Consider the following 12,663-nt stretch of genomic DNA (forward strand, 5'->3'; position numbering starts at 1 on the left):
AAATCTCCAGTCAGAAAGCCAGTTTAGGCGATTCATAACAGCGCTATTCACACTCTTATCCACAGATTTTGTGGATAAAGCTTGGGGGCCTGAATGATGATGCTTCCCCTGCCGATTTTCCCCATGAGTGCCTCCCTGATTTCCCTGCCTGCCGCCCAAGTCGTCGGTGCCCTGCGTGAGGTACTGGACAGCGACCTGGTGGCCCGTGGCGCAGCCCAGGGTCTGCAACTGCTGGGGCCGGTAGATGGATTCTGGCGGGAGCTGCCCCCCCTGGATCTGAGCCGCATGGCCCAGGCCGGCAACCCCATGGCCCAGGCGGAACTGGCCTGGCGCCATGCCGCTGGCGCGGGCGCCAGCCGCTCCTATGCCCAGGCCCTCCACTGGGCCAGCCGCAGCGCCGAGCAGCAGTGCGGCGCCGGGGAGGCGGTGCTGGGCTGGCTGCTCTATCACGGCCGCGGTCTACCCCAGGATGCCGGCGAGGCGGTGCGCCTGTTCGAATCGGCCACGGCCAGGAACGACACCCGGGGCATGACCTGGCTGGCCCTGTGCCTGCTGCGGGGCGATGGCATCGCACCGGACCCCATACGGGGACGGGAACTGCTGGAAGCCGCCGCCTGGCGTGAAAGCCGGGATGCCCAATACTGGCTGGGACGCATGCTGTATTCCGGCGAGGGCTTGCCCCAGGACCCCCAGGGCGCCGCCCGCTGGCTGGCCCGGGCGGCGGACCAGGGGGACCCGGCGGCCACCGATCTGCTGGGACGTTGCCGCTTCTTCGGCCGGGGTCTGGCCGAGGATCGGGCCGAGGCGGCACGACTGTGGCGCATCGCCGCCGAACAGCAGATACCCAGCGCCATGTACTGCCTGGGCCTGTGCCTCTATGCGGGGCAGGGCCTGCCCCAGAACCATGGCGAGGCGGTGCGCTGGTTTGCCGAGGCGGCCAGGCGACAGATCACCGGCGCCATGTATTTTCTCGGCTACTGCCACAGCCATGGCTGTGGCGTGGAACAGGACGGTGACCTGGGTATCGCCTGGTACCGGCGCGCCGCCAATCGGGGCCACCGGGAAGCCCAGTTCGAACTGGGGGAGAGTCATGCCTTCGGCCGTGAGCTGGCCCAGGACATGGTCGAGGCGGTGCGCTGGTACCGGGCCGCGGCCCGCCAGGGCCACGCCCGGGCCCAGATCAAGCTGGGCCATTGCTACCGATGGGGAGACGGTGTCAGCGAGAGCAAGGATCTGGCGGCAACCTGGTACGCCCGGGCCGCTGCGGCCGGGGATGCCTCGGCCCAAGTCTGGCTGGGGGACTGCCACGAACATGGCGAAGGGGTGCCCGCGGATCGGGTCACCGCCGTGGAGCATTACCGGGCCGCCGCCGCCAGCGGCGATGCCCACGCCCAGGCCGAGCTGGGCCGCTGTTATCTCAACGGCATCGGGGTCCATACCAATCTGGCGCGGGGCGAGGAGTTGCTGCGACTGGCGGCCGAGGCAGGCTGGAGGCCGGCCCTGGGGGAGCTGGAACGCTACTGGTTCGCCCGGGCCGAAGCCTTCATGCAGGGACGGGGCGTGCCCCGGGACGAAAGCAAGGCGGCGGCTCTCTACCGCAAGGCCGGGGAACTGGGGCACCGGCGGGCCGCCTACATGATGGGCGAGTGCTATCGGGATGGTCATGGCGTGCCCCGGGACTACGCCCAGGCCATGACCTGGTATCGGCAGGCCGCCAGCCTGTTCGATGCCAAGATGGCCCTGGGAGACCTCTACTACGAGGGCAGGGGGGTAGCAAAGAATTTCCGGGAGGCCTATCGCTGGTATGAGCAGGCCCTGGCTCAGCATGAGGATGCCTACGTGCTCTATTGCGTCGGCTTCTGCCTGCTCCATGGCCAGGGCGTGAAACGGGACCCACGCGCCGCCCTGCGCCATCTGCGCCGGGCCGCCACCCTGGGAGACCTCAACGCCCAGTTCGAGTTGGGCAGCGCCTATTATCGAGGTGAAGGCGTCACCCGCAGCCCCCGCCTGGCCCTGAAGTGGCTGCGCCAGGCCGCTTACCACGGCTACGAAGAAGCCCGGACCTTTCTGGCACGACTGGAGCAGGGCAAGCACCCCGACTGATCTGGAACGGGCCGGACATCAACCGGCCGGACCCATCCCTTCGTCTTGCAAACCTGCCAGTCTTTGCCGGGCAGCAGCGATCTGGCGGTCCAGGTTCTCCGCCATTTCGTGCAACAGGTCCCGGTGCTGGCGACGGGCCATGCGAGTGGCCAGGAGCAGTTCGTAGAGCCGGGAGGCAAAGATCCGGTTGAGTTCCCCCTGAATATCGGCCAGGCGCCTTTGCAGCCGCTCCACCTGGCTCTCCAGGCCACCCCCGGCGGCCCGCGCCAGATCGTCGCCGGGCCGACCTTCCTCCCAGAGCGCCAGCACTTCGCGCAGGGTGCCCTCGTCATTGTCCCGGTAGGCCCGGTTGGCCTCGGCCATCAGGCGGGTGCGCCAGCTCCGGTCCTCCTCGCTGCGGGCGCGGTCGGGATGAATCTTCTGGGCCACCTGACGAAACAGTTTTTTCAGTCCGCCCGAGGGCCTGAAATGGCGGGGCGCATCGCTGGCCGACTCCTCGTAACGGGCCTGTTCCCGTTGACTGCCTTCCGCGCGCGCACCGGCCTGGCGAGCTTCCTGACGAGCGGTTTCACTGGCCGGCGCACGAGCCGCCAACTCGGTGGCGATACGGGCCTGAAGACTGTCCAGTTCCACCAGACGGGTGCCGATCAGATCGTGATAGCGATGGGTGAACTCGGCCAGTTCGGCCTGGGCGGTGGCCAGTTCCAGTTCCAGTTCGGCGATATTGCGGGTCAGGGCATCCAGCTCCGCCCGCAGCCGGGCCTCCTCGTCCATCACCACCAGAGCGCCGAACTTCACCGCCCCCAGGGCCATGGTCAGGTGGATCACCCGGAGGCCGGGAAGGGACTGCACTTCGGCTGGCAGGTGCTCGGCCCCCAGCAGCAGCAGGCTGTCGGCCCTGCCCTGATGGAAGTCCAGTGCCCGCCGCCCCGTCACCACCCGCACCGGAAAAAGATGCGCCAGGGCGGCCGGCCAGGGTGCCCGATTGTCATTGCTGGCGCACCACTCCAGGGCCTGCCGCCAGTCGTCGGCCAGGCGCTCCACCCGGCTGCGCTGGGCGTCCCAGGCGGCACCGAAGGCATCCTCCTCGCAGCGGGTGAGGCGGCTCTTCAACAGGGCCAGACTGGCTCGCAGGGTGATCGGGGCAACGAAATCCGCCTCCGGCAACACCAGGCAGAGGGGGCGGATGGCAATATCCAGCGCGGTAGACAGGTCCGCCAGCAGGCTGTCGTCCGGCGTCACCAACAACAGAGGGCGGTTCTCGGCCAGAGCCAGAGCGCAAAGCTCGGCCAGGACATCGATCACCTGTTCCGGCGCCGGCGCCGTGAACACGCGCCCCCCGGCCGCCGCGGCAGCGCTGCGGGACCACCACTGATGAGCGAGATCGGCGGCTGGATTCATGGGCCGCCGATTCTAACGGAAGGCGGAGCAGGCATCGGCGAGGAAAGTGGCACATCGACGCATGGCATTCCATGTCTCCAGAATGAAGCGCGGACGGCCCGCCTTGCCCTACGATGACGACGGCGCTAAAGCTCATGGTCACCAGCCCCCCCCCGAGAATGAAATGCGCCCAAGCAACGCATCCCATCCCCGCCCCAGGGCGGGGCTACTCATCGGCTCGCTGCGCTCGATGGTCACACTCGGTTTCGTTGATGCTTTTTCACGGTAAAGTGCAGCCTTCGTTTCAACCACCGGGAGTCGTCGCGTGTTTTCGATCATTCAGGCCGCTGGCTGGCCCATCTGGTTCCTGCTGCTGGCATCGATCATTTCCGTTGCCCTGATCATCGAGCGGGCCACCAGCCTGCGCCGTGGCAAGATCGTGCCGCCGGGGCTGTTGCAGGCCGTGGTGGCGGAATATCGCCAGTCCGGGACCAGCGAGGCGATGGCCGCCCGCCTGGAAAGCCATTCACCCCTGGGCCGGGTGTTCGCCGCCGGGCTGCGCAATGTGAAGAGCTCCCGGGAGGTTATGAAGGAATCCATCGAGGAAGCCGGCCGGGGCGCAGCCCATGAGCTGGAGCGCTTTCTCACCACCCTGGGCACCATCGCCTCCATCGCGCCCCTGATGGGGCTGTTCGGCACCGTGGTGGGCATGATCGAAATCTTCGGCTCCGCCACCGGCGCCGGCAACAATCCCCAGCAACTGGCCCACGGCATTTCCGTGGCCCTCTACAACACTGGCTTCGGCCTCTTGATCGCGATTCCGGCGATGATCTTCTATCGCCACTTCCGCGCCCTGGTGGACAGCTTCCTGGTGGAAATGGAATTGCAGGCGGTGAAACTGGTGGAACTGGTGCACGAGGAACGCAAATGAACTTCCGCCGCGGGCTCAGCCGCGAGGAGCCGGAGATCAACCTGATCCCCATGATCGACGTGCTGCTGGTGATCCTGATCTTCCTGATGATCACCACCACCTATTCCAAGTTTTCCGGCCTGGAGATCAACCTGCCCACGGCCGACGCGCCAGCGGCTCAGGACCAACCGGGGGAGATCGATGTGGCGGTGAGCGCCGGCGGTGAGGTGATGGTCAACAAGAGCCCCGTGGGCGGCAGCGAGATCGAGGCCATCGTCATGGCCATGAAGCGGGCCACGGGGAACGGCAAGGACCCCCTGGTGATCATCAGCGCCGACGCCAAGGCCACCCACCAGCGGGTGATCGACGTGATGCAGGCGGCCCAGCAGGCCGGTCTGCCCCATATCTCCTTTGCCACCCAGCAGGCCCGGCCATAAGGCCCATGCCGGCTAGGGTCTGTTCTCATGCAATCGACGGATCGCGTGAATGAGAACAGGCACTAGGCTCTCCGCCCTCTGGCGTTCCCGGAGCCTGACGGCCTGCCTGCTGCTGCCCCTGGGACTGATCTTCGCCGCCCTCGCCGCCCTGCGCCGGCAATGCTACCGCCTCGGCCTGCTGCCAAGGGCACGTCTGCCAGTGCCGGTGGTGGTGGTGGGCAACATCATCGCCGGGGGCGCCGGCAAGACCCCCCTGACCCTCTACCTGGCCCGGCGCCTCAGGGAGCTGGGCCGCCACCCGGGCATCGTCAGCCGGGGCTACGGCGGCACCGGCCGGGTGGCCGAGGTGCTGGGGAATGGCGATCCCGCAGTCGTGGGCGATGAACCGCTGCTGATGAAGCGCCGCTTCGGCGGCCCGGTCTTCGTCGGCCGGCGCCGGGCCGAGGCGGCCCGTGCCCTGCTGGCGGCCCATCCGGACTGCGACCTGATTCTTTGCGACGACGGGCTCCAGCATTACGCCCTGGCACGGGATATGGAAATCGCCGTGCTGGACCGGCGCGGCCTGATGAATGGCTGGCCCCTGCCGGCCGGTCCCCTGCGGGAGCCGCCGGCCCGGCTGAAGGAGGTTCAGGCCCTGGTGACCCAGGGGCTGGAGACCTGGCCAGAAAACACCGTACCGCGATTTTCCATGGTTCTGGAGGGAAGCCGATTTGTCCGTCTCGATGATTCGAACCGCCATTGCGAAAGCAGCGAACTGGCGGGGCTGCGCCTCCACGCCGTGGCCGGCATCGGCGAACCCCGCCGTTTCTTCGATCATCTGGAGGCCCTGGGCCTCTCCTTCACGCCCCACGCCTTTCCGGACCATCATCCCTATACCCTGGCCGATCTGGACTTCAGCGGGGATGGAATCCTGACCACGGAAAAGGATGCAGTAAAATTCCCCGCCTTCCTCCCCCTGCCCGTCTGGGTGCTGCCGGTGGAGGCCCGACTCGAACCCGATCCGGCCCAGTGGGTGCTGGAATTACTGGAGAAGTCCCATGGACACCCGCCTGCTTGAGATTCTTGTCTGCCCCCTGTGCAAGGGCCCCCTCGACTATCGCAAGCACCGCTCGGAACTGGTGTGCAAGCCTTGCCGGCTGGCCTATCCGGTCAAGGACGACATCCCGGTAATGCTGGAGGGCGAGGCCCGCCAGATGCCCGCCGACGAGGAGTGAGCCCCCCCTACCAGCCTCCACCGCCAAGCGGGGATGGGGCAAGCCCCTCCCCGCAGCGGGATGGAGACAACACCCCCTCCCACCCTCCCCCGCCAAGCGGGGGAGGTGACCAGTCACCCCCTTCCTCGGGAAGGGGGAGGGGGGGATGGCAGTCAGATTCCCCCCAGGGAAGCGCTGGCGCTTCCCTGGGGGGAAGGTTCAAAGTGGTTATTCCCGCGCGCTACGCCTCAATTCGGCTGCCGGGCAAGCCTTTGGCGGACATTGCCGGCCGACCCATGGTGGTGCGGGTGATCGAGGCAGCCAAGCGTAGCGGCGCCAGGGAGGTCTGGGTGGCTACGGATGACGAACGCATCCGTACCGCCGTGGAGGCCCACGGCCACCAGGCCCTGATGACCCGCAGCGACCATGCCAGTGGCACCGACCGCATCGCCGAAGTGGCGGCGCAACTGGGCTGGGGCGATGACGAGATCGTGGTCAATGTGCAGGGGGACGAACCCCTGATCGACCCGGCTCTGGTGGCCCGGGTGGCCAGGGCGCTGGAGGAGGATCCGACGGCGGCCATCGCCACCGCCTGCCATCCGATCCGGGAGGCGGAAGAATTCTTCAATCCCAATGTGGTCAAGGTGGCACTGGACAGCGCCGGACGGGCCCATTACTTTTCCCGGGCGCCGATCCCCTACGCCCGGGATGCCTTCGTCCAGCGCCGGGACATCCTGCCCGAGGGCTTCCCGGCCCAGCGCCATATCGGCCTGTACGCCTACCGGGTGTCATTTCTCCGGCGCTATGGCACCCTGCCCCCGGCCCCCACGGAACAATGGGAGTCCCTGGAACAGTTGCGCGCCCTCTGGCATGGCTTCGCCATCCGGGTCGTCCAATGCGAACAGGCGCCACCGGCCGGCGTGGATACGCCGGAAGACCTGGAGCGAGTACGGCGGGCGTTTGACCCGGCCGGGAATTGCCGGTAACGTGCGACCAGTAAAAAACATGCTTCTAAACGTGGAGTTTTCATGAGACTGATTCTTCTCGGCCCCCCCGGCGCAGGCAAGGGCACCCAGGCCAATTTCATCAAGGAAAAGTTCGGCATTCCGCAGATTTCGACCGGCGACATGCTGCGCGCCGCAGTCAAGGCGGGGACCCCCCTGGGCCTTGAAGCGAAGAAGGTGATGGATGCCGGCGGTCTGGTCTCCGACGACATCATCATCGGTCTGGTGAAGGATCGCCTGACCCAGGACGACTGCAAGGCCGGCTACATGTTCGACGGTTTCCCCCGCACCCTGCCCCAGGCTGATGCCATGAAGGCGGCTGGCGTCGCCATCGACTATGTGCTGGAGATCGACGTGCCGGACCAGGAGATCATCGGCCGCATGAGTGGGCGCCGGGTCCATCTGGCCTCGGGCCGCACCTACCACATCAAGTTCAACCCGCCCAAGGTGGAGGGCAAGGACGACGAGACCGGCGAGCCCCTGATCCAGCGGGATGACGATAAGGAAGAAACCGTGAAAAAACGTCTCGACGTTTATCACGCCCAGACCAAACCCCTGGTGGACTACTACTCCCAGTGGGCGGCCTCGGGGGATGCCCCGAATGGGGTCAAGGCACCGCAGTATCGCCGGATTGTGGGACAAGGCAGCGTGGATGAAATCACCCAGCGCGCCTTCGCGGCGCTCTCCAGCTAGGAATTTCCATGAGCGTTCCCATGTCCGGCCCGATCAAACGCATCGCGATCTGCACCGGCGGCGGGGACGCCCCCGGTCTCAATGCGGTGATCCGCGCCGTGGTCATCGCCGCGGCCAACCGGGGCTGGGAGTGCTACGGCATCCGTGACGGCTTCAATGGCATCCTGTTCCCCGAGCGTTATCCGGAAGGCGGCGTGTTCCGCCTCACCCGCGACAAGGTCAGGGGCATCGGACATCTGGGCGGCACCATCCTGGGCACCACCAACAAGGGAAACCCCCTGCATTTCCCGATACAGATGCCTGATGGCACGACCCGGGATGTGGATCGATCCGACGAGATCCTGGAATTCTTCGCCATGAAGCAACTGGATGCCCTGGTCTCCATCGGTGGCGACGGTTCCCTCACCATCGCGAATGCGCTGCACCAGAAAGGCCTGCGCGTCATTGGTGTCCCCAAGACCATCGACAACGATCTGGACAAGACTTACACCACCTTCGGCTTCGACAGCGCGGTGAGCTTCGCCACCGAATGCCTGGATCGACTGCACAGTACCGCCGAGAGTCATCAGCGGGTGATGGTGGTCGAGGTCATGGGCCGTTATGCGGGATGGATCGCCCTGCATGCGGGCATTTCCGGCAGCGCCCACGCCATTCTGATCCCGGAGATTCCCTTCGACCTGGACAAGGTGGCGGAAAAGATACGCGCCCGGGACCAGGAAGGGCGGATGTACTCCATCGTGGTAGTTGCCGAGGGAGCCGAGCCCGCCCATGGGGAAAGATCCGTCATCGCCGAGGCCGAAATCGGCCATGCCGAGCGCCTGGGTGGCATCGGTGAACGCGTTGCCAAGCGCCTGGCGGAGCACACGGGCAAGGAAACCCGCGTGGTCGTGCTGGGTCATCTGCTGCGCGGCGGCAGCCCGACCTCCTTCGATCGCCTGGCGGCAATGCGTTTTGGCACGGCCGCCGTTCGTGGCCTGGATGAAGGCAAGACCGGCGTCATGGTGGCCCTGGCCTTTCCCAACGTGGACTATGTGGCCTTGTCCGAGGTAGCCGGGCGCATGAAGGCGGTGCCCCTGGACAGCGACACCCTACAGACCGGACGGGACATCGGCATCAGCTTCGGCGACTGACCCGCCGAGGACGACTCAGCCTTCCGGCTTGAGAATCTTCGCCACCTTGTTGAGCCGCAGTCGATAGGCGTCGGGCATGCCCGAGCCCAGCAGGGGACGCAGATAGAGACGGAAGGCATCGGTGACGTCGGTGCCGCTGGCGGCGATGAACTCGTCCTCCATCACCCGGGTCTTGCCCGCCACGGCCTCCAGGGGGAGCAGGTGGTAATCCACCGAGTAGAACCCGGTACGCTTGATGGCGACGGAACCATCCCGATCCCCCCACATGGCGAACTGCACAGCCTTTTCCCCCACTTCCCGGGCCTCGCGCTGATCCACATCCGACACGCAGCCCATGAAGGAGCGCTGCAGATAGCCGAAGGTATCGCCCCGCACCCGCTTGATACCGAGCCGGGCCTTGATCTCCTCACACAGCAGGTCGGCCAGCGCCCCGGTGCCGGATAGCTGGACATTGCCGTGGGCGTCCTTTTCCACCTGCTTGGCCAGCCGCGAGATGATGGGGGCACCGCTCTCGTCATGGATGCCCTCGGAGGCAGCAATCACGCAGCGGCCATAGCGGTCGTAGGTGGCCTTGACCTCACCGATGAAGCGGTCGAGGTTGAAGGTGCGTTCGGGGATGTAAATCAGATGGGGACCGTCATCCGGGAATTTCTTGCCCAGGGCGGAAGCCGCGGTGAGGAAACCGGCATGGCGGCCCATCACCACCGCCAGATAGACCCCGGGCAAGGCTGAGTTGTCCAGATTGGCCCCCATGAAGGCCTGAGCGACAAAGCGGGCGGCGGACGGGAAACCGGGAGTGTGATCGTTGCCGACCAGATCGTTGTCTATGGTCTTCGGAATATGGATGCAGCGCAGGGCGTAATCGGCCTTGCGGGCTTCCTCGCTGACGATGCGTACCGTATCCGAGGAGTCGTTGCCGCCGATGTAGAAGAAATAGCCGATGCCATGGGCCTTGAGCACCCGGAAGATTTCCTGGCAGTACTTCAAGTCGGGCTTGTCCCGTGTCGAGCCCAGAGCCGAAGAGGGAGTACAGGCCACCATCTCGATGTTGTGGCTGGTTTCTTGGGTCAGATCGAGAAACTCTTCCTTGAGAATGCCGGAGACGCCGTGATAGGCGCCATAGACCAGTTCCACATTGCGGAATTTGCGCGCCTCGAGGACCACCCCTGCCATGGACTGATTGATCACCGCCGTCGGGCCGCCCCCCTGGGCAACCAGCACTTTTCCGTGGGGCATCATGCGTGGACTCCTAGTCACCGAATGCGCATATTGTGCCCCGCTTCCCACCCCGATTGGGGCAGGGATGGGCGTTTTTTCATCCATCCGGCTGACAAACAAATGGGGTTTATGCCATCATTCGGCGGCTGTAGTCAGCCGCCTGGTCAAGGTGGGGGTCCAGGCAAACAGGTTTCACCACTAATTCGTTAAACAACAAACATGGGGAGCTTTTGCGTATGTCATCAGGACTGATGTTCGCCCTTGGGTGTGCCGTTTTGGCCATCATCTACGGCGCCATTTCAAGCAAGTGGATTCTGGCTCAACCGGCAGGCAACGACCGAATGCGGGAAATTGCCGGCGCGATTCAGGAAGGCGCCCAGGCTTACCTTAACCGGCAGTACACCACCATCGGCATCGTCGGTCTGGTGCTGGCCATTTTGATCGGTGTTTTCCTTGATGCCAAGACGGCCATCGGCTTTGTCATTGGCGCGGTACTTTCCGGTGCCGCCGGTTATATCGGCATGAATGTTTCCGTGCGCGCCAACGTGCGCACCGCCGAAGCGGCCCGTCACGGCGTGGGTCCCGCGCTCGACGTGGCCTTCCGTGGCGGCGCCATCACCGGCATGCTGGTGGTGGGCCTGGGCCTGCTGGGTGTGGCCGGCTACTACGTGTTCCTCAAGAGCAGCGGCGGCGACGCCGGCCTGGAGCACATCATCCATCCCCTGGTGGGTCTGGGCTTCGGCTCTTCCCTGATTTCCATCTTCGCCCGTCTGGGCGGCGGCATCTTCACCAAGGGCGCCGACGTGGGCGCCGACCTGGTGGGCAAGGTTGAAGCCGGCATTCCCGAGGACGACCCCCGCAACCCGGCGGTGATCGCCGACAACGTGGGCGACAACGTGGGCGACTGCGCCGGCATGGCCGCCGACCTGTTCGAGACCTACGCGGTCACCACCGTGGCCACCATGCTGCTGGGCGCCCTGCTGTTCAAGGCTCAGGGTGAGGCGGCCGTGACCTATCCCCTGGTACTGGGTGGTTTCTCCATCATCGCCTCCATCGTCGGTGCCTTCTTCGTCAAGGCGTCCCCTGGCGGCAAGATCATGAATGCCCTGTACAAGGGCCTGGCAGTGGCCGGCGTGCTGGCCCTGGCCGCCTTCTACCCGATCACCTCCTGGATCCTCGGTGACGGCCTGACCACCGCCGACGGCAAGTTGATCAGCTCCACCGCCATCTACGGCACGGCGGTGATCGGTCTGATACTGACCGGCCTGATGGTGTACATCACCGAGTACTACACGGGCACGGAGTTCAAGCCGGTGCAGCATGTGGCCGAAGCCTCCACCACTGGCCACGGCACCAACATCATCGCCGGTCTGGGCGTGTCGATGAAGGCCACGGCCTGGCCGGTGCTGTCGGTTTGCGCCGCCATCTGGGCCTCCTACACCCTGGGCGGCCTCTACGGTATCGCCATCGCCGCCACCTCCATGCTTTCCATGGCCGGCATCATCGTCGCCCTGGACGCCTACGGCCCCATCACCGACAACGCCGGTGGTATTGCCGAAATGGCGGAACTGCCGGACAGCGTGCGCGCCGTGACCGATCCCCTGGATGCCGTGGGCAACACCACCAAGGCGGTGACCAAGGGCTACGCCATCGGTTCCGCCGGTCTGGCCGCCCTGGTGCTGTTCGCCGACTTCACCCATGGTCTGGAGGCTGCTCATCCCGGCTTCCATTTCACCTTCGACCTGTCGAACCCGGCCGTGATCATCGGCCTGTTCATCGGCGGTCTGATTCCCTACCTGTTCGCCGCCATGGCCATGGAAGCGGTGGGCCGTTCCGCCGGCGCCGTGGTGATCGAGGTGCGTCGTCAGTTCAAGGACATCAAGGGCATCATGGAAGGCACGGCCAAGCCGGAATACGGCACCTGTGTCGACATGCTGACCAAGGCCGCCATCAAGGAAATGATGATTCCCTCCCTGCTGCCGGTGCTGGTACCGGTGGTGACCGCCTTCGGCATCAAGGCCCTGATGGGTCCGGAGGCCGGCGTCCAGGCCCTGGGCGGCGTGCTGATGGGCACCATCGTGACCGGCCTGTTCGTGGCCATTTCCATGACCACCGGCGGCGGTGCCTGGGATAACGCCAAGAAGTACATCGAGGACGGCCACTTCGGCGGCAAGGGCAGCGAAGCCCACAAGGCCGCGGTGACCGGCGACACGGTGGGCGATCCCTACAAGGACACCGCCGGCCCGGCGGTGAACCCCCTGATCAAGATCATCAACATCGTGGCGCTGCTGCTGGTGCCCCTGCTGGTCTGAGTCTCAGCGGCAACGGTCCCAGGCCGTTGCCGTTTCAGCAAACAAGAAAGCCAGACGCAAGTCTGGCTTTCTTGTTTGCTGAAACGGCCCCGGGCCGTGTTCTAAGCGACCCTCCCCCTCTCACGCTATAATTCGCCCGCTTCCGAGGAGCGCTGCAAGGCGGTGGGCTGAACATCAGGCCCCGGCCCTAGGCTCGGAACTTTTATTCAACGGCGCTCACCGAACCTGGAATATCCGCCGGGACACAGGTGAGCCGCTTGAGCGCTCCGGTCCCGGTCATGGA

Annotated in this window: 11 protein-coding genes and 1 riboswitch; of the genes, 9 read left to right on the forward strand and 2 right to left on the reverse strand. The window is 65.6% G+C overall.

The window, feature by feature from the left end:
- Positions 1-93: 93 nt before the first annotated feature.
- A complete protein-coding gene (locus DENOEST_RS15360; protein ID WP_145771823.1) occupies positions 94-2,103 on the forward strand; it encodes a tetratricopeptide repeat protein in 2,010 nt (669 codons plus the stop codon).
- 18 nt (positions 2,104-2,121) lie between these two features.
- Here DENOEST_RS15360 and DENOEST_RS15365 read toward each other — a convergent pair whose 3' ends face one another.
- The gene (locus tag DENOEST_RS15365) at positions 2,122-3,504 is read right to left on the reverse strand and encodes a hypothetical protein (protein ID WP_145771822.1); all 1,383 of its coding nucleotides are present in this window, start codon (positions 3,502-3,504) and stop codon (positions 2,122-2,124) included.
- Positions 3,505-3,808: 304 nt separating this feature from the next.
- On the opposite strand from DENOEST_RS15365, the gene DENOEST_RS15370 reads away from it, so the two are divergent.
- The 7 genes from DENOEST_RS15370 (at position 3,809) to DENOEST_RS15400 (ending at position 8,850) form a co-directional block, all read left to right on the forward strand.
- A complete protein-coding gene (locus DENOEST_RS15370; RefSeq protein WP_145771821.1) occupies positions 3,809-4,414 on the forward strand; it encodes a MotA/TolQ/ExbB proton channel family protein in 606 nt (201 codons plus the stop codon).
- Positions 4,411-4,830, forward strand: coding sequence for an ExbD/TolR family protein (locus DENOEST_RS15375; RefSeq protein ID WP_145771820.1), 420 nt, complete (start codon positions 4,411-4,413; stop codon positions 4,828-4,830). The genes DENOEST_RS15370 and DENOEST_RS15375 overlap by 4 nt, the downstream gene beginning before the upstream one ends.
- Positions 4,831-4,879: 49 nt before the next feature.
- The gene (gene lpxK / locus DENOEST_RS15380; RefSeq protein ID WP_145771819.1) at positions 4,880-5,887 is read left to right on the forward strand and encodes a tetraacyldisaccharide 4'-kinase; all 1,008 of its coding nucleotides are present in this window, start codon (positions 4,880-4,882) and stop codon (positions 5,885-5,887) included.
- Positions 5,868-6,044 (forward strand): Trm112 family protein, encoded by a 177-nt coding sequence (locus DENOEST_RS15385; RefSeq protein WP_145771818.1) that lies wholly within the window; start codon positions 5,868-5,870, stop codon positions 6,042-6,044. Before lpxK ends, DENOEST_RS15385 begins: the two co-directional genes overlap by 20 nt.
- 203 nt (positions 6,045-6,247) lie before the next feature.
- Complete coding sequence (kdsB, locus tag DENOEST_RS15390) at positions 6,248-7,009, forward strand: 3-deoxy-manno-octulosonate cytidylyltransferase (RefSeq protein WP_232096518.1); 762 nt, start codon at positions 6,248-6,250, stop codon at positions 7,007-7,009.
- Between the two features lie 42 nt (positions 7,010-7,051).
- The gene (gene adk / locus DENOEST_RS15395; RefSeq protein ID WP_145771817.1) at positions 7,052-7,720 is read left to right on the forward strand and encodes an adenylate kinase; all 669 of its coding nucleotides are present in this window, start codon (positions 7,052-7,054) and stop codon (positions 7,718-7,720) included.
- A gap of 8 nt (positions 7,721-7,728) precedes the next feature.
- A complete protein-coding gene (locus DENOEST_RS15400; protein ID WP_197970636.1) occupies positions 7,729-8,850 on the forward strand; it encodes a 6-phosphofructokinase in 1,122 nt (373 codons plus the stop codon).
- A 15-nt stretch (positions 8,851-8,865) separates the two neighbouring features.
- Here the strand turns inward: DENOEST_RS15400 and DENOEST_RS15405 are convergent, their stop codons facing one another.
- Positions 8,866-10,089, reverse strand: coding sequence for a 6-phosphofructokinase (locus DENOEST_RS15405; protein WP_232096519.1), 1,224 nt, complete (start codon positions 10,087-10,089; stop codon positions 8,866-8,868).
- A 215-nt stretch (positions 10,090-10,304) separates the two neighbouring features.
- Here DENOEST_RS15405 and DENOEST_RS15410 point away from each other — a divergent pair, with 215 nt between their 5' ends.
- On the forward strand, positions 10,305-12,380 hold the full coding sequence (locus tag DENOEST_RS15410) for a sodium-translocating pyrophosphatase (RefSeq protein WP_145771816.1): 2,076 nt from the start codon (positions 10,305-10,307) through the stop codon (positions 12,378-12,380).
- A 138-nt stretch (positions 12,381-12,518) separates the two neighbouring features.
- Positions 12,519-12,605: riboswitch (S-adenosyl-L-homocysteine riboswitch) on the forward strand.
- Positions 12,606-12,663 lie beyond the last annotated feature (58 nt).

This window comes from Denitratisoma oestradiolicum (assembly GCF_902813185.1).
In the GTDB taxonomy this organism is placed as follows: Bacteria; Pseudomonadota; Gammaproteobacteria; order Burkholderiales; family Rhodocyclaceae; genus Denitratisoma; species Denitratisoma oestradiolicum.